14 protein-coding genes and 1 pseudogene are annotated in these 18,511 nt (G+C 43.5%); 11 read left to right on the top strand and 4 right to left on the bottom strand.

Annotated elements, in window-relative coordinates; translation table 11 throughout:
* A pseudogene (locus FTV29_RS11970) lies at window positions 1–167 on the top strand (IS30 family transposase); the annotation flags it as partial.
* Window positions 168–433: 266 nt separating this feature from the next.
* Window positions 434–1,471, top strand: coding sequence for a metallophosphoesterase (locus FTV29_RS11965; protein WP_180075548.1), 1,038 nt, complete (start codon window positions 434–436; stop codon window positions 1,469–1,471).
* Window positions 1,472–1,559: 88 nt separating this feature from the next.
* On the opposite strand, the gene FTV29_RS11960 is transcribed toward FTV29_RS11965, so the two are convergent.
* Window positions 1,560–1,982, bottom strand: a complete 423-nt coding sequence (locus FTV29_RS11960; RefSeq protein ID WP_180075547.1) for an OsmC family protein — start codon at window positions 1,980–1,982, stop codon at window positions 1,560–1,562.
* Between the two features lie 147 nt (window positions 1,983–2,129).
* Between FTV29_RS11960 and crp the strand changes: the two genes are divergently transcribed.
* The 4 genes from crp to FTV29_RS11940 all read left to right on the top strand — a co-directional run bounded on the left by crp (window position 2,130) and on the right by FTV29_RS11940 (window position 8,748).
* Complete coding sequence (gene crp, locus FTV29_RS11955; protein ID WP_005171629.1) at window positions 2,130–2,837, top strand: cAMP-activated global transcriptional regulator CRP; 708 nt, start codon at window positions 2,130–2,132, stop codon at window positions 2,835–2,837.
* A 191-nt stretch (window positions 2,838–3,028) separates the two neighbouring features.
* Entirely contained in the window at window positions 3,029–4,078 is a 1,050-nt protein-coding gene (locus tag FTV29_RS11950; protein WP_180075546.1) for an NADP(H)-dependent aldo-keto reductase, read from the top strand.
* 578 nt (window positions 4,079–4,656) lie between these two features.
* A complete protein-coding gene (gene clpB, locus FTV29_RS11945; RefSeq protein ID WP_159137943.1) occupies window positions 4,657–7,236 on the top strand; it encodes an ATP-dependent chaperone ClpB in 2,580 nt (859 codons plus the stop codon).
* Window positions 7,237–7,464: 228 nt separating this feature from the next.
* A complete protein-coding gene (locus FTV29_RS11940; protein ID WP_180075545.1) occupies window positions 7,465–8,748 on the top strand; it encodes a DUF945 family protein in 1,284 nt (427 codons plus the stop codon).
* 90 nt (window positions 8,749–8,838) lie between these two features.
* Here the strand turns inward: FTV29_RS11940 and rlmKL are convergent, their stop codons facing one another.
* The gene (gene rlmKL, locus FTV29_RS11935; protein ID WP_180075544.1) at window positions 8,839–11,043 is read right to left on the bottom strand and encodes a bifunctional 23S rRNA (guanine(2069)-N(7))-methyltransferase RlmK/23S rRNA (guanine(2445)-N(2))-methyltransferase RlmL; all 2,205 of its coding nucleotides are present in this window, start codon (window positions 11,041–11,043) and stop codon (window positions 8,839–8,841) included.
* Window positions 11,044–11,275: 232 nt separating this feature from the next.
* On the opposite strand from rlmKL, the gene FTV29_RS11930 reads away from it, so the two are divergent.
* The 5 genes from FTV29_RS11930 to FTV29_RS11910 all read left to right on the top strand — a co-directional run bounded on the left by FTV29_RS11930 (window position 11,276) and on the right by FTV29_RS11910 (window position 16,860).
* Complete coding sequence (locus FTV29_RS11930) at window positions 11,276–11,620, top strand: hypothetical protein (protein WP_100358080.1); 345 nt, start codon at window positions 11,276–11,278, stop codon at window positions 11,618–11,620.
* Window positions 11,621–11,839: 219 nt separating this feature from the next.
* Complete coding sequence (locus FTV29_RS11925) at window positions 11,840–12,856, top strand: aspartate carbamoyltransferase catalytic subunit (protein ID WP_100358079.1); 1,017 nt, start codon at window positions 11,840–11,842, stop codon at window positions 12,854–12,856.
* A 10-nt stretch (window positions 12,857–12,866) separates the two neighbouring features.
* Window positions 12,867–14,102, top strand: a complete 1,236-nt coding sequence (locus FTV29_RS11920; RefSeq protein WP_180075543.1) for a dihydroorotase — start codon at window positions 12,867–12,869, stop codon at window positions 14,100–14,102.
* A gap of 192 nt (window positions 14,103–14,294) precedes the next feature.
* On the top strand, window positions 14,295–15,770 hold the full coding sequence (locus FTV29_RS11915; RefSeq protein WP_180075542.1) for an OmpA family protein: 1,476 nt from the start codon (window positions 14,295–14,297) through the stop codon (window positions 15,768–15,770).
* Between the two features lie 103 nt (window positions 15,771–15,873).
* Window positions 15,874–16,860 carry a DUF1311 domain-containing protein gene (locus tag FTV29_RS11910; RefSeq protein ID WP_257224514.1) on the top strand — a complete coding sequence of 329 codons (987 nt, stop codon included), beginning with the start codon at window positions 15,874–15,876 and terminating at the stop codon, window positions 16,858–16,860.
* A 267-nt stretch (window positions 16,861–17,127) separates the two neighbouring features.
* Here the strand turns inward: FTV29_RS11910 and FTV29_RS11905 are convergent, their stop codons facing one another.
* Together FTV29_RS11905 and FTV29_RS11900 are read right to left on the bottom strand one after the other, a co-directional pair.
* Window positions 17,128–17,766: a CoA transferase subunit B gene (locus tag FTV29_RS11905; RefSeq protein WP_005171601.1), complete on the bottom strand. Its 639-nt coding sequence runs from the start codon at window positions 17,764–17,766 to the stop codon at window positions 17,128–17,130.
* 2 nt (window positions 17,767–17,768) lie between these two features.
* On the bottom strand, window positions 17,769–18,473 hold the full coding sequence (locus FTV29_RS11900) for a CoA transferase subunit A (RefSeq protein ID WP_100535528.1): 705 nt from the start codon (window positions 18,471–18,473) through the stop codon (window positions 17,769–17,771).
* Window positions 18,474–18,511: the final 38 nt, after the last annotated feature.

The following is an 18,511-nucleotide window of genomic DNA, read 5'->3' as shown; positions in this document are numbered from 1 at the left end:
GTTTAATCCGGCAATATCTGCCAAAATCATCATCGTTTGATGACGTGTCAAACGAACAAATAGAGCAGATAGAATTTGCACTCAACCATCGTCCTAGAAAAACACTAGGTTGGTATACGCCTAGTGAAGTTATGGCTAGTTTTTATACTGTTGCACTTGCCGCTTGAATCCGCCTTTCATAAAGTCCAGCCTGCCCTCAAAAATACAAAAAATAGCAGGACTAAACTCTTAAAGCATATAAGGATTATGTCTGGTATTTTTTAGGTCATTTTAAAATCAAGATAAAATATATTTTATAAAAAATCTTTATTTAAACCTGACATATTTTAACTGAACTATTTAAAGTATCTAGTGTTCTGTATTCCGATCTAAACAAATTTAAAGCATACTCCAAGGATGTTCATCTGGCTTCATTTTAACTCAGGATGCATAAGTGAAATATTCATTTATACAACAGGCTTTCACTGGCCCCGTGGATATCGTTGGGGATATTCATGGCGAGATTGCAGCACTGGAACAACTGATTCATGTGTTGGGTTATGACCGACACGGTCGTCATCCTGAGCAGCGTAAACTGATTTTTGTTGGTGATCTGTGTGATCGGGGGCAAGACAGTGTTGCGGTGATTAAACGGGTCAAACAACTGGTAGATGAAGGCTATGCACAATGTGTGATGGGTAATCATGAATTGAACCTGTTGATCGATACTTTTCGGGAAGGCAATGGCTGGTTTTTTGGTTCACCGCATCAGGATGATCTGAAACCTTTTGATTCCATACAGGCTTCAGCCACAGACCATAAGTGGATTCTGGATTTTTTAAATCGCTTGCCGGTGGCGCTCGAGTCTGAGCAGCTGCGTGTGGTACATGCCTGCTGGCATCAGCAATCCATTGATCGATTACGTGATTCTCATTTCAATTCGCTCAGAGAAGCCTATGCTAAATTCGTTGAGCATACAGCGCTGGATTTGCAAGCCTTAGGTATTAATGAATTAATACAGAATGAACAGCAACAATACCAACACCAGTTCAAAGACCCAGCTGCAACTTTACCTTTATTGCAACACCTCGCAGAAAAAGAGCTGCGTGAGCAGATGCATAATCCAATTCGGGTCATCACTTCAGGTGCAGAACAGATCGCGGTGCAACCCATTTACGCCGGTGGCCGATGGCGCATGATCGATCGTTTGCCATGGTGGGACAGCTATACCGATCAAATTCCAGTGATTACTGGGCATTATTGGCGAAACTTTAAAACTACTGAAGAAAAGGCCGGACTATTTAAATCGATCGATGCATTGCAATGGTATGGACAGCAACAAAATGTATTTTGTGTAGACTATTCAGTGGGCAAACGCTATCTCGATCGTCAGCAGGGCGTCGCGTTCAGACATCGACTTGGCGCTTTAAGATTTCCAGACAATATTCTGATCTTTGAAGATGGCACCCATTACCTGGTTCAAGGGACTTAATCAGATAGAGTCTTCAGAAGTTTTGCTCGGCAATTTGTTGGGATAAAAAAGCAGCCATTCAGGCTGCTATTTTTAGAAGATTTCAGGTTTATTCTGCTTCGATAATGTCATAATCATGGGTAATTTCAACGCCGCCATCCGAAAGCATTTTGCTGGCAGAGCAATACTTTTCTGCAGAAAGTTCTACGGCTTTTGCCACCTGTTTCTCTTTAATGGCTTTGCCTGTCACGACAAAATGTAAGTGAATTTTCGTGAAAACTGCCGGAATTGTATCCGCACGTTCAGCCTTTAACTCACAACGTACATCGCTAATATCCTGACGGGCTTTCTTCAAAATGGTCACAATATCAAAAGATGCACAGCCACCCAGACCGGTTAAAAGCAGTTCCATTGGACGGGGACCACGGTTTTCACCACCATATTCCGCTGAACCATCCATAATGATGGTATGACCACTTTGAGTTTTTGCTTCAAAAGCAACATTCTCTAACCAATGAACGCTTGTTTGCATTGCAACTACCTAAAAAAAGCTATAAATTTGTCAAGTAACTGTACACTAACATAAATTGGGTTGATACGGAATTTCAATCCCACTGTGTGACAAGTTCACATTAGGTCTTGTGCGATCTATACATTATCCATATTCGGAACCGTAAGCATGACTTCAAACTTTTCACAATTGAGCACAGATGCGCTTTCTCCGGGGCAATTACCAGAATCCGTGAAAGCACTGTTAAAACGTGCATATATTAATCGTTATCCAAAACGTACTACGATCATTGATGCAGGATCAGAATCTAAATCTTTGTATTTGATTTTGAAGGGGTCTGTATCCATCATTCTTCGTGAAGATGATGATCGTGAGATTGTCGTGGCATATTTAAATCCAGGTGACTTTTTTGGGGAAATGGGTTTATTTGAGGTAAATCCACAACGTACTGCAGAAGTTCGTACACGTGATGTGTGTGAAATTGCTGAAATCACCTATGAAAATTTTCATGAAATCAGCAAGCAATATCCTGATCTGAGCTATGCGGTATTTGCTCAGCTGGTACGCCGTCTGAAAAATACCACACGTAAAGTGACTGATCTGGCATTCATTGATGTTTCAGGCCGTATTGCACGTTGCCTGATCGACTTGTCTTCTCAGCCTGAGGCGATGATTTTACCAAATGGCCGTCAGATTCGTATTACCCGTCAGGAAATTGGCCGTATTGTCGGTTGTTCCCGCGAAATGGTCGGCCGTGTACTGAAGACACTTGAAGAACAGGGTATGATTGAAACTGATGGTAAAGCCATTCTGATTTTCGATGTTTCTCTGGAGGAGCCAGAAACGGTCAGTGCCGGTGAGCTCGAAGACGAATAAGTCAAAAATAAAAAAAAGCAAATCTTCTGATTTGCTTTTTTTATCCCTACTTTAAAAGCACAAATTCATTCGAACATAACAATTTGGCACAAGCTTTTTAGAAAAGATAATTTAAGTCCCCTTATCATTCCGATAGGCTATAGCGCATGTGATCGCAATAAACGACCGATAAATTTTAAGGATATTTTTTTATGCAGTTCAGACCATTGGCAGATACAGGCATTCTTTTGCCGGAAATTTGTTTGGGCACCATGACATTTGGTGAGCAAAACACACAGGAAGAGGCTTTTCAGCAACTGGATTATGCTTTGGATCAGGGACTGTATTTCTGGGATACTGCTGAAATGTACCCGGTACCGCCAAAACCTGAAACGCAAGGTGCAACCGAGCGTATGATTGGTAACTGGATTGCCTCTCGCGGTGGCCGTGACCAACTTTTTCTGGCCTCAAAAATTGCCGGTCCTTCACAAGGCGGCAGTCATATCCGGGATGGCAGAACCCGTTTCGTTGCAGATGAAATTGCATCAGCGATTGACCAGTCCTTGGCACGTCTGCAAACCGATTATATCGATTTATATCAGCTGCACTGGCCGCAACGTCCAACCAATTTCTTTGGCAAGCTGGGCTATGGTAATGCAGAAGCGGCAGAAGCTCGTGCAGTAACAGATCTGGAAGAAACCTTAACCGCTTTACATCAAGAGATTCAAAAAGGCCGCATTCGTTATATCGGCCTGTCCAATGAAACCCCATGGGGCACCATGAAATTTTTACATCTGGCTGAAAAACTTGGTTTATCTAAGTTTGTCAGTGTGCAAAATCCCTATAGCTTATTGAATCGTACTTATGAAATGGGCATGTCAGAAATTGCCAAATACGAAGGTGTAGGCCTGTTGGCTTATTCACCTTTGGCATTCGGTTATCTGACCGGTAAATTCCGTCATGGTGCGCGTCCTGCCAATGCTCGGGTTACTTTATATTCGCGCTTTAGCCGCTATAGCAATCCGGAAAGTGAATGGGCGACCGAACAATATGCACAACTGGCCGAGCAGCATGGTCTGACTTTGACGCAATTGGCTTTGGCCTTTATCAAACAGCAGTTCTTTGTAACCAGTACTATTATTGGGGCCACCAATCTGGATCAGTTAAAAGAAAATATTCAGGCCTTTGAAATCGATTTATCTGAAGACGTACTGAAAGGTATTGAAGCGATTCACTGTCAGCAGCCAAATCCGGCTCCATAATTTTTATCGTTATTTAGACGCACCCTTGATTGAGGGTGTTTTTTTATTGTTGATTACATGCTTATTTTAATGAAAAAGAGTATGGGAAAGGATCGTCAAATCCGCATAATTAAAACATCATCCATAAAAGATGCTCTTATAAAAATGAATCATGAAACTACTTTGTCCCAAACAAAAGTATGAGCGAAAGCCATACGGAAGTTGCTGAACTAATTTTTCTTTATCAGTGATAAGGCCATTAATCACCTCGAGTATTGATTCAAACTGAACAGAAACTCTCTGAAGTTCTTCATTTGGTAGAAGGGTTAGGACAGCATATGTAAGCCAATTTTGTTTTAAATTATCCCGATACAACTAAATAGCTTAATCAAGATGATGAGTTAGCGCTAGTCTTGGGGTCTCATTAAAAATTCTCTTTCGCTTACTTGAAATATGATTTGACTACACCAATATTATAATTGAAATCTGTATATTTTTTGATAATAAGTTTTTGAAAAATATACAAAAATAATTTGAAATCTGATTAATCGCACCCATATATCCATCAAGTAGAAAATTTGTTGTGAGGAATAACAAAAATGCGTTTTGAGAAATTTACCAATCGCCTGCAGCAAACCCTTTCCGATGCACAATCATTGGCCATGACTAAAGACCATAGCTCGATTGATGGGATTCATATTCTGGCCACCTTGATGGATGAAGCATCCAATGTCAGCTTGCTGCAGCAGGCCGGCGCCAATCTGCGTGAATTGCAAACCAAGCTGCAAACGGCCCTAAGTAATGCAGCAACCCTGAGCAATCCCTCCGCGGATATCAATCTCAGCCCTGAAGCGGCAAAAGTATTACATTTGGCAGACAGCTTCGCGCAAAAAGCCGGAGATGAGTTTCTATCTACAGATTGGGTACTGTTGGCGCTGGCAGAAACAGGTAACACAAAAACCTTATTAAACAGTGTTGGCCTAAAGGCAGAAACCTTAGGCCAGATCATTAATCAATTTCGAGGCGATGAAAAAGTCATGAGCAATAATCATGAAGATCAGCGTGATTCACTGAATAAGTACACCATTGATTTAACTGAACGTGCTTTGGCAGGCAAGCTTGATCCTGTGATTGGCCGTGATGATGAAATCCGCCGTACCATTCAGGTTCTGTCACGCCGCACCAAAAATAACCCGGTACTGATTGGTGAGCCGGGTGTGGGTAAAACGGCAATCGTCGAAGGTCTGGCACAGCGGATTATTAATGGTGAAGTACCTGAAGGACTGAAAGGTAAACGTGTTTTATCGCTGGACCTGGGATCTTTACTGGCCGGTGCCAAATACCGTGGTGAGTTTGAAGAACGCTTAAAAGCCGTTCTGAAAGATATTGCCAAACACGAAGGCGAAATCATCTTATTCATCGATGAGCTGCATACCTTGGTGGGTGCCGGTAAGGGTGATGGTGCGATGGACGCCGGTAACATGCTGAAACCGGCGCTGGCACGTGGCGAGCTGCGCTGTGTCGGTGCGACTACGCTGGATGAATATCGTCAGTATATTGAAAAAGATGCAGCGCTCGAGCGTCGTTTCCAGAAAGTCTTGGTCGATGAACCGAGTGTGGAAGACACGATTGCGATTCTGCGTGGTCTGAAAGACCGTTATGCAACGCATCACGGGGTACAGATTCTGGACTCTGCAATTATTGCCGCAGCGAAAATGTCACATCGTTATATCACCGATCGTCAATTGCCGGATAAAGCCATCGACCTGATTGATGAAGCAGCATCACGCATTAAAATGGAACTGGATTCCAAGCCCGAAGCTTTGGATAAACTGGAGCGCCGTCTGATTCAGTTAAAAATGCAACTGGAAGCAGTGAAAAAAGACGAAGACTCGGGTGCCAAAGCTGAAATTCAGTATTTGTCTGACCAGATCGCCACGGTTGAAAAAGAGTATCAGGACCTAGAAGAAATCTGGCGTGCAGACAAAGCCTTGGTTGCTGGTAATAAAGACATTCAGGTCAAACTGGATCAGGCCCGTATTGCACTGGACAAAGCGCAACGTGAAGGTGATCTGGCTGAAGCAGCACGGTATCAATATGGCGTCATTCCAGAGTTGCAAAAACAGCTGGAACGTATTGAAGCAGCTGAAGAAAGTGAAGCACCGAAACTGCTGCGTGACAAAGTCACCGACAATGAAATTGCCGAGGTGGTCAGTGCGGCCACCGGTATTCCTGTGGCGAAAATGTTGCAAGGTGAACGTGACAAACTGCTGCATATGGAAGAGTTCCTGCATAACCGTGTGGTGGGGCAAGAAGAAGCTGTGGTTGCGGTGTCGAATGCAGTGCGCCGTTCACGTGCAGGCCTATCAGATCCGAACCGTCCAAGTGGCTCCTTCCTGTTCCTGGGTCCAACGGGTGTGGGTAAAACAGAATTGACCAAAGCATTAGCCAACTTCTTGTTTGATAGTGACGATGCCATGATTCGTATTGATATGTCTGAATTCATGGAAAAACATTCGGTCAGTCGTTTGGTCGGTGCGCCTCCGGGCTATGTGGGTTATGAAGAAGGCGGGGTGCTGACGGAAGCGGTACGTCGTAAACCCTATAGCGTGATCTTGTTCGATGAAGTCGAAAAAGCGCATCCGGATGTGTTTAACATCTTGCTACAGGTGCTGGATGATGGACGTTTGACTGACTCGCAAGGCCGGGTAGTGGACTTTAAAAACAGCGTGATCGTTATGACGTCGAACCTGGGTTCACAGGATGTACGTGAACTGGGCGCTAATGCAACACGTGATGAAGTTCGTACAGTAGTGATGAATGCGGTCTCGGAACATTTCCGTCCGGAGTTTATTAACCGTATTGATGAACTGGTGGTCTTCCATGCGCTGGAAAAAGACCAGATTCGCGGTATTGCCGATATCCAGTTGAATCGCTTGCGTCAGCGCCTGGCAGAGCGTGATATGCGTCTGTCGGTAGATGACAGTGCTTTCGATCAGTTAATTGATGCCGGTTTCGATCCGCTGTATGGTGCGCGTCCGTTAAAACGTGCGATCCAGCAACGTATTGAAAATGGCCTGGCTCAAAAAATCCTTGCAGGGGAATTCCAGCCGGGTGATACGATTCTGGTCCAAGCCGAAGCGGGTGATTTAATCTTCGAGAAAATGAAAGTTAGCTAATATTGCCTGTCCTTTTAATTTTCAGAAAACCTAGCTTCGGCTAGGTTTTTTGATGGCTGACAATTCAGGTCATATCAGTAAAAAAATTGCTTAAAAGTGACAGCTATTTTTAATATTTTGTGATGAATATTATGTTTAAGTGATTTATTTGCAAAACAATTATCTTTATTTTTTAAGATTAACTATAATTTATGTTCAATAAAAATAGATAAATTCTGAGCAAAAACTATGTCGAAAATAGTATGGGGTGGAATTGGTGTCGTGGTGTTGGCGGGGGCTGTGAGCACGGGTAATTTATATGCAGATAAGAGCTTGAAAGCGCATTATCAACAAAATTTAAAACCAGCGCCGAACATTAGTGTGCAATATACTGACTACGCTATGGGGGCTCTACAAGGCACGGCCAAGTGGAGCATGAGCATTGTGCCAGACGCGTGTAATGCCAAAGAAAAATTAGTATTTAATGGTCAAGACCAAATTCAGCGTACCTGGAAAGGCTATACCATTCATTCTCAACTCGATTTAGCACAAGGACAGGGCGCATATGCTGAATTTTTTCAGCAACCTTTAAAAGTGACGACGCAAGTCAACTGGTTGGGTGTATCGACCACACAATTACAAACCCCTGTCATCGAAAAAAAAGAAGCAGGTTTATATACCAGAATTGACCCTATACAGATCAAGTTTCAGGCAAAACAGAGTCAGGGACAACATAAAATTTTAAATATGAGTTTTGATGTGCCAGAATTGTCTATTCGTGATCAGTCTGGAAATACACAACTCAAGGGTGTGCATTTTAAAACCAATCAGGCTCTGAATGCGCAGTATTTAGAACCGGGTTATTTCGAGTTCAATATTGTCAAAATGCAGCGCCAGGATGCTAAGGCAGAAGGCTCAGGACAACTGAAAGACCTGAGCTGGCGTATGGATACCCAACTGCATGAGCGTACAGTAGATGTTCAATCAAAATTTAAAATTGCCGAAATGGGCTTAAATAATGTCCCTGCGATGCAAGACTTAGAACTCAATTGGGAGCTCAAAGACTTACAGCGTCAAAAAATGCAGATATTATTTGATATTCTGCAAAAGCAAAATAACTCTTGTCTGGAAGCAGGAAATTTTGAAAAAGATGCGATACAAGCCATGCTGGCGGTGATTAATGATGGCTTCAAGTTTGAATCGAAGCAGAATCAGTTAAAGTTAGGCACAGGCAGTATTCAGGCAGATTTAGTCGGAAAAGTAATGCCAGGCCATCAAACCACCTTGGAAAGCTTGGCAAAAATGTTCCCAAATCTGTTAGAAGTGCAAACCGATATCAGTTTCAATAAACAGGTAGTAAAAACCTTCACTCATCATTATATGCGTGCCGCAGGTAAAAATATGTCCGATCAAGAGCTGGAGCAAATGCTGGGTGCGATGCAAGCTAATCAGCAAATTCAGCGAGATGGCGATGTGTTTAAACTGTCCATGCATTATCTGTATGGTGAAAAGAAGTTCTTAACTGCACAATAATTTGTAAGTCGCTTTTTAACAGCGAATCTAAGAAGGAAAAGCCTGTTCAACTGAACAGGCTTTTGTTTTATCGCAAGCTAATACCAGTGATTACACTTTAGGATGGCCAATTTTCCAGGCGCGGTGAATTTTCTGGTTACGTTTGAAATCAGGCCCGATAGTTTCTTGGGTAATTTCTTCGACATCATAGAACGCCAGAATTTCTTCATCCATCTCGAAACCACGATAGTTATTCGAGAAGTACAAGGTACCATCGCTGGTTAAACGGTTCATAGCGCGTTTTAATAAAGACAGATGGTCACGTTGTACGTCAAAAGTACCGTAGAATTTTTTCGAGTTCGAGAAGGTTGGCGGATCAATAAAGATCAGCTCATATTGCTCATGACCTTCTTTCAGCCACTCAAAACAGTCAGATGCAAAGAACTGATGCTGTTCATCGGCGTGATCTACAGTCAGACCGTTTAGCACGAAGTTCTCTTTCGACCAGTTCAGGTAGGTATTGGAAAGATCGACACTGGTGGTACTTGCAGCACCGCCTAAAGCAGCATGTAGGCTCGCCGTAGAGGTATAGCTGTACAGGTTCAGGAAGTGCTTTCCCTTGGCCTCACGGGCAATACGCAAACGCATTTGACGGTGATCCAGGAACAGACCGGTATCCAGATAATCGGTCAGGTTGACCAGAATCTTGGCTTTGCCTTCCTGTACGATAAAACGCTTGGATGCGGTACTTTGTTTGGTGTACTGGTTTTTACCTTCCTGACGGGCGCGGGTCTTGATAAAGATTGCATCACGACCCAAACCGGTCACTGCACGAATCGCTTGCAGGGCCAGGTTAAAACGTTTCTTGGCTTTTTCCGGATCAATGGTTTTTGGTGGTGCATATTCTTGTACATGCAGGCGCTCGCCATACAGATCGATTGCAACGTTAAAGTCAGGTAAATCGGCGTCATACAGACGTAAACAGTGTACGCCATCTTTGACTGCCCATTTTTTCAGGGCTTGCATATTCTTGGTCAGACGGTTGGCAAACTCCATCGCACCTTCGATTGGTTCGAATTGTTGCGGCTGCCAAGCTTCCAGGAACGGATGCACCACAGCAGCAGGTTTCACCGTACCAAAGCGGATATAGATCGGCAGTTTACCATTCATCAAACGCAGGATCTGCGGATCATTGAAGGCCAGCACGTCAGCCTGTTCCACTTGCGATGCAATCACTGCTGCTTTTTGATTCGGGAAATTCTTTTGCAGTAAAGCCGACAAACCGAGGTATAAAGAACGGTTCTGCGCTTTATCACCAAGACGCTCGCCATATGGCGGGTTGGTCACGAAGAAGACTTTTTTGCCTTCCGCCTGAAAATCCGGCCAGTCATTTAAAGTACGCTCTTCGATCATGATATTGTCGAGAGCAGCTTCAAAACCTGCCGCGATGATATTTTGACGAGTCGCTTTTACAGCTTCCCAATCTGCATCGAAGGCATAAAATTGGGGTAATGGATTTTCCATTGCCGCTTGGTGGCGTTCAGCTGCTTCAGCTTTAATGCCCATCCAGAGTTCATGGTCATGGCCATTCCAGCCATTAAAACCGAAACGACGCACCAGACCCGGCGCACGGTCGGTCAGGATCATCAGTGATTCAATAATAAAGGTACCTGAACCACACATTGGATCGACAATGATGTCTGGATTAATCTGTTTAAGTTGACCTTTTTGCAAAATCGCAGCAGCCAGATTTTCCTTGATTGGTGCATCGGTCATAAAGTGGCGATAACCACGTTTATGTAATGAATCGCCGGACAAGTCCAGACAATAGGTATGCTCTTTCTTCCCAGCCAGAATATACATGGTAATTTCTGGCTGTTTGGTATCGATACTTGGGCGTTTACCCACAGCTTCCATGAAGGAATCTACGACACCATCTTTGGCACGCAAAGTTGCGAACTGGGTATTGACCTTGATGTCACGCTCGACATGCAAGCGAATGGCAAAGGTACTTTGTGGTGCAAAAATGAGCGACCAGTCAAAGCTGATTGCACCTTCATATAGCTCTTCTGCCACATCACGGGCATCGTGAGAAAATTCAATTTCATGTGTATGGATCGGCATGAGCACACGTGAAGCCAGACGTGACCACATACAAATCCGATAAGCATTTTCCAGACTGCCTTTAAAGATTAAACGACCGGGAAAACGCTCAATATTCTGAACACCTAAGCCTTGTAGTTCTTCTTCTAATAAGGTTTCCAGACCATCGGCACAGGTGACCCAATAATTGCTTAAACGTGGAGAGGTATTCATATAATAGAGAGACCAAAAAAGATAAATAAAAAACTGCGCCAAGTTTACCGTATTTTTATATTGAAAGCTTTTTAAATTCTCTGAAAGGCCTTGCCGTGTACGCGTGAAAAATAATATTCACATGATAAATTGATGAACTGGTACGCATTTTGCTCTATACACAGCAAATCAGGCAGTCAGTCGGAGGAGAGCGATGGCTGCCTGATTTTTCAATTTTATAATGGGGGTTAAAATGTTAGAGAATCAGTTACGCAACCATGACGCTTTTTCAGTGGCCACTTTAATTTATACACGTTTGAGACGTGTGTCAGGTCGGGTTGTGGATGCGCTTTATCTGGCAGAAAATCTGGACTATGCGTGGCATGTGATTGAGCTGGTAGAACAGACCCAAGATCCAGAGTTGCAGCGTTTAATCGAGCGTTTAAAACAGGTTTGGGATCTGCCTGTGGTTCGGCAGCAACAGTTTGAAAAATCTGCACATCTGCCACAGCAGGAGAAATTGGTCTCGGTTGAACCCGATCAGGACGATATCTACCGTGCACAGGTTGCACATCATTATATCGGTGCGCTGCGATAAAACGATGGGTGTGAATGTGCCAGACTGAAGCACCCATAATTTTGTACTAAAAGTCAGCAGGATGGAAAATGGTTAAATTATCTTATTGAAAAAATACATAGGAATTTCAATTTCTATTTTTATTATCGAGGTGGTTTTTGTACAAGTAGTCACATTGCCAACTACTCAGACTGGCCAATCTCTGTATAATATGTTGACTTAACGCATAAGGAATCTCTCATGCACTTGGCGGCATTGCATACACCGAGCCAGATTCAACTCAATAAAGAAGGTAATATAAAACACTTCTTGACCATCGAAGGTCTTTCCAAAGAAACCCTGACAAAAATATTGGACACTGCGCAGTCCTTTTTTAATGACCAAAATCAGCTCATCACCAATAATTTGCTGGAAGGCAAAACGGTGATGAACCTGTTTTTCGAGAACTCTACCCGTACCCGCACTACTTTTGAAGCCGCTGCCAAGCGCCTTTCTGCCAACGTTCTGAATATCGATATTGCCCGTTCGAGTACCTCTAAAGGTGAAACCTTGCGTGACACCTTATGGAACCTTGAAGCGATGGCCGCCGATATTTTCGTGGTGCGTCATTCATCTTCAGGTGCGGCGCATTTTATTGCCAAAGATGTCTGCCCAACAGTGGCGATTATTAATGCCGGTGATGGCCGTCATGCCCATCCAACCCAGGCGATGCTGGACATGCTCACCATTCGCCGGGAAACCCATAAAAAATTTGAAGAGATGTCGATTGCCATTATTGGCGATATCAAACATTCACGTGTCGCGCGTTCAGATGTGGCGGCTTTGCAAACCTTAGGCTGCGAAGATATTCGGGTGATTGCACCAAATACCTTGCTGCCATACGGTTTTGAAGAATATGGTGATGGTGTTCGTCTATTTAACAACATGGAAGATGGCATCAAAGATTGCGACGTGATCATTACCCTGCGTATTCAAAATGAGCGGATTGATTCTCCGGCACTGGCATCGCAAGCTGAATTCTACAAGATGTATGGCCTGAACAAAGAACGTTTAGCGATGGCCAAACCGGATTGTATCGTGATGCATCCGGGTCCAATGAACCGTGGGGTGGAGATTGACTCCAGTATTGCCGATGGACCGCAGTCGGTGATTCTGAATCAGGTGACCAATGGAATTGCGGTACGTATGGCGGTGTTGGCTTTGTCAATGCAAGGCCAGCTTCAGGAACAGGGTTTGATTGCAGCGATTGCGGGTTAAGGAATAAGTCATGACTATTGTAAAAATTGAAAATGTTCGTGTGCTCGATCCGATCCAAAACACTGATTCTGTTCAGACCGTGTATCTGGAAAATGGTAAGTTCGTTGCGGAAACGGCTGCTGTCTCTGAAACGATTGATGGTCAGGGCAAATGGTTGATGCCCACCATGGTCGATCTGTGTGCACGTTTACGGGAACCGGGTCAGCAGCAACATGGCACCTTAAAATCTGAAGGTAAAGCAGCACGTGAAAATGGGATTTTGCACGTGTTTACACCACCAGATTCAAAGCCGATCGTGCAGGACAATGGCGCACTGATTCATGGTCTGGTTGAAAAAGCCATGCTGGACGGTGGTATTTATCTTGAAGTGATTGGTGCTCAAACCCAAGGCTTGCAAGGCCAGCAACCTGCCAATATGGCCGGCTTGAAAAAAGGCGGATGTACTGCGGTGTCCAATGCCAGTGCGCCTTTTGCCAATGATGACGTGGTACTACGTACCTTGGAATATGCTGCAGGTTTAGATCTGACTGTGGTGTTCTATGCAGAAGAGCCGCAAATTGCCAAAGATGGCTGTGTGCATGAAGGCTTTATTGCCTCGCGTCAAGGCTTGCCGATGATTCCAGCACTTGCTGAAACCGTGGCAATTGCCAAATACCTGTTAATGATTGAAGTGACCAAAGTTCGTGCGCATTTCGGTTTATTATCTTGTGGTGCGTCAGTAGAGCTGATCCGGATTGCCAAGGAAAAAGGCTTGCCTGTCACCTGTGATGTGGCCATGCACCAATTACATCTGACTGATGCCTTAATTGATGGTTTTAATTCGCTGGCACATGTACGTCCGCCACTGCGTGCTGAACAAGACAAAGAATTGCTACGCCAAGGAGTAAAATCTGGGGTGATTGATGCGATTTGTACCCATCATGAACCGCTGAGCAGCTCTGCGAAAATGGCGCCATTTGCTGAAACCCAGCCTGGCTTTAGCGCTTTTGATACTTATGTACCTTTTGGGATTCAACTGGTCAATGAAGGTTTGTTTACACCACTGGAATGGGTAGAAAAAGTGACTTTAGCTCCGGCACGTGTTGCACAAATGGCAGATCGCTGGGCAGACGAGGCGGGTTGGGTACTGGTAGATCCAGAGCTGGAATGGACGCTGAGCAAAGAAAGCATCGTGTCTCAAGGTAAAAATACCCCGCTGATCAATCAAAAAGTGCGAGCTAAAGTTTTAAAAACTTTCGTCGCTTAATAGATCCAGCTTTTATAAAAGTCAGCTTCGGCTGGCTTTTTTGTTTTTTGAATTCTGTATCAGTAAAATGAGTACTCAACAAAAACAGTGAAACTTTATGATATTCATACAATTATTTACATTTTCAAAAAACTGGCATCGTTACACTGATTGAATATTAAACATTAGAAAAATCAAAAGAATGGTGACAATATGAATGTAGATCTGATGGAACGCTTAAAAAGTGATGTTACAGCGATTGTGCTACAAGGTGAAACCGAACATCTATTTGCCAAAGATCAGGCACTGAGTCAGTTCTATCCCATATTCTTAAGTATATTGCGTGCACGTCCTGCATGGATTGAAAGTTTAAGCCAGCAACTCAATCCAAAAATCCATGAACTGTTTAATGGAAATTCGGCACTCAAGCAGCAGTTTCTGGATCAACTTGATCAGAGCGCGCCACAAGATCAAATAGAGCAGACCCTGAATCGGGCCATTGTACCGACCCTCAATTTTTTACAGACCGAAGCCGGTGCTTCAAGTCCAGAAGCGATTAGTCATTTGCTGGAAACCCACGCCGAATCGATCCAGCGTGCATTACCTGTTTGGGCCGGATCGATTTTAGCGGCATTAGGTGTTTCTCCATTGGCGGGGCAGCATTTGAATCAGGCGCCTGAACTAGAACCAGAATATGCTGTTGTGGTACAGCAACAGAAAAAAACCGGTTTTTTATGGCCGTTTATTATTTTTCTGATTCTGGCAGCTTTAATCCTGTTTTTTGTTCGTAGCTGTATGCAGGATGATGCTGAGGATTCGGCAAACACCCAAACGACCCGTGAAATTGCCGCAGCCCAACCCGCTTCTTTACAGTTGAGTACCGGCACTAATGGTGAAATTATCAGTTGTCAGTTACAGCTGAATAATCCCCAGTATATGCAAATTTTGCAAACCGAGATTAAACAGATCTTTAATTATAATATTGGTTGTGGCGCGCTCAGCAGTGAGGTTTATCATTCGGAATTTATTGATCAGGATAGCATTCCTTCCGTTTTGAAACTGATTCAAGGCATGCCAAATGTCTCACTAGACTGGATTGGTAATCAGGTTGCTATACGTGCAGCGAGTAATGCAGAAGCAGAACGTCTGGCAACACAAATTCGTAATCTGGCCAAAAATGTCACTGTTGTGACTCAACAGCCGGTCAATAGGAGTGAGGCGATTCAGGCTGCCAATAGCGATGCAGAACAAGCATTGGCGAGTATCAAAACTGATCATGTTCAGGCCTTAGATGTTGCGACCGCACTAAATTTGCAGATTATTAATTTTGATAGCGCATCGACTGCCGTACCGGAAGTGAATAAATCGGTACTGGATCAGGCTGCTGCATTATTGCAGCGTGCACCGCATGTCATTCTTAAAGTCAAAGGACATACCGATGCGCAAGGAAGTGAGGCCGAGAATAAAGTGCTGTCTGTGCAACGCGCGCAAGCAATTGTGGGTTATCTGATTGAAAAGGGGGTTGATCCTGCGCAATTGCAAGCTGTAGGCGTGGGAGAGGACCAGCCTGTTGAACCGAATGCGACACCTGCCGGACAGTTTCAGAACCGCCGCGTAGCTTTTGAAGTGCTTAATACTGAAACAGGTATTGTGCGTGAAGTGGATAGTGAAGGGGTGCAGGAAAAATAATAAAACTCATCGGAAAAGCCCTAATTTAGGGCTTTTTTTATTTCTATTCATGAGGAATTTTGCTTAAATACCCCCGAAAATAAAAACAACCTATGGTTTATAAATGACAAAAACAATATTTATCCTATGCTTAAGCGCTTTATTTTTATTATCTGGATGTGATTTCATTAAAGGGAAGTGGATTAAAAATGGAGAAGCTGTACAAGTTGAAACATCTGAAATTTCAGACTGGAGTTGTATTTCAGCTGCAAATTTAGACCAATTGAAAGCTTATTTAAAATCAGAATATCTAAATCGACTAGAGCGAGATATCAGACAATCGAGCTATGAATCCGATCTTGTCTTATTGGAGAAAATCCGCCCCAATATTAAATTTGAAATTAAGGCTGTGACCACACTTACAGATGATATTCAAACTGCAAAAACCTTAAATTGTGAAAGCCAAGTGGTGGCTGTTTTAGCAAAAGGCTTATTGAAACGGGCAAAAAATGCCTATGCTGCAATGCCATGTGAATGTCATGAATGTGAACGATGTGATGGCGATGAATCCTATACATTAGAAGATAGCCTGACTGACCGTGACTTAAGTTTTGATTTTCAAAAAGAAACATTAGTGGGTGATTTTAAATATGCAATTACCAAGACAGATCAAGAGGGTTTGAGTTTGTCTGTAAAAGGGACAGAAAATAATGTGATGACTGCTTTGGTTGACTTAACGCGATGGGCAGTTGAATATGCAGATTATGTCAAATTAAACCAGCTGAACAACGAAGAAAATAAACAGCATGAAAACCAATATCTTGCAGAACGTGAACTGGCTCAAAAAGCTTTGGATATTCGCAAAAAAGAATTAAATATGGAAAAAGAACAAGTCGTGAACCGACTTAACCAAAGCTGGGAGCGGTTTAGTGCTGAGCAAAAAACACAGTTACAGCAAGATCAAAGCGACTGGTTTGAAAAACGTGATATTGATTGTAAAGTGCTGTCTAAAAAGAGTGTCTACGATATACTTGAAAAAGAGCGCGAAACCTATCAAGTCCATGCTAATTATTGGAATGAAGAGATGATGGCTCAAAATAAAGACATGTAATATACTCAGTGTTTTATAAAGCGAAGCACTGAGCGTGTCGTATATTTAAATAATGTTTTTAATTAATTGTCGTGAGATAAAAAGGACAGATTAACTCGTCCTTTTTATTATAAATGAGTTTTTAGTGAGGGATTTTTACTATAGGAATAAATAGTAAGAATGCTCAGGTTTACTTTTTAGATACTCTTTTAAAGTGTGAGTGTGAGCATCACGCCACACTCACTTATCTAGAACCTAATCATTTCAACTCTGGGATAGAGTTAGGTTTTAAGCTGCTATTTTTTGTAAAGCCACACCCGTGACTTTCTGAATCTCCTCAAAACTGACCTCTGGTGCCAGCTCAACAAGTTGAATACCATCTGGCGTTATATCCAGCACACCTAAATCGGTAATGATCCGGTTGACCACAGCCTGTCCGGTAAGGGGCAGACTGCATTGCGCAACAATTTTAGGCGTGCCATCTTTGGCGCAGTGTTCCATCAACACCACGACTTTTTGTACCCCTGCGACCAGATCCATGGCACCGCCCATACCTTTGACTTTTTTGCCCGGAATCATCCAGTTGGCCAGATCGCCAGTTTCAGACACTTCCATGGCACCTAAAATGGCGATATTGACATGACCGCCACGGATCATGGCAAAGGAATCGGCACTGGAAAAGAAAGAAGCGCCCTTACGGGCAGTCACGGTCTGTTTACCGGCATTGATCAGGTCGGCATCGACGGTTTCAGCCGTTGGAAATTCGCCAATACCGAGCAAGCCATTTTCCGATTGCAGCCAGACATTGATATTTTCTGGAATGTAATTAGCAACCAGCGTTGGTAAACCAATCCCCAAGTTAACGTAGAAACCATCTTCCAGCTCTTGTGCAGCGCGCTGCGCCATTTGATTACGTGTCCAAGCCATGATCAAGCCTCCGCCTTTAAGGTCATCTGTTCAATACGTTTTTCCGGTTGAGTATTTAGGACTATCCGGTTCACATAAATACCGGGCAGATGAATGTCATCGGGATCAAGCTCACCAATCTCGACAATTTCTTCTACTTCAGCCACGGTGATTTTGCCAGCCATAGCGCAGACCGGATTAAAGTTTTGTGCAGTTTTACGGAAAATCAGATTACCGGCTTTATCAGCCTTATAGGCTTTGACCAAGGCAACATCGGCAGTCAAGGATTCTTCCAGAATATAAGACTTGCCATTAAACTCACGCACATCCTTGCCTTCAGCAATCACGGTTCCGACACCGGTGGCGGTATAAAAAGCCGGAATACCGGCACCGCCAGCACGTAATTTCTCTGCCAAGGTGCCTTGTGGGGTCAGTTCGACTTCCAGTTCGCCACTCAGGTATTGACGTTCGAATTCTTTATTCTCACCAACATAAGATGAAATCATTTTTTGAATCTGTTTGGTTTCCAGTAAAACGCCCAAACCAAAACCATCGACTCCGGCATTGTTGGAAATACAGGTCAGATTTTTGGCACCGGTCTGTTTCAATGCGGCAATCAATGCTTCCGGAATACCGCATAAACCAAAACCGCCGACTGCCAGTGTATGTCCATTCTGAACCACGCCGTCTAAAGCGGCCTCTGCACTGTCATAAACTTTATTTGACATTTTTTACCTCGATTTATTCTTGTCTTGCAGATTCCTTT

It is taken from the genome of Acinetobacter sp. YH12254 (genome assembly GCF_013417415.1).
GTDB lineage: Bacteria > Pseudomonadota > Gammaproteobacteria > Pseudomonadales > Moraxellaceae > Acinetobacter > Acinetobacter pseudolwoffii.
The sequence above is the reverse complement of the archived record's forward strand: the minus strand, read 5'-3'. Positions and strand labels throughout refer to the sequence as shown.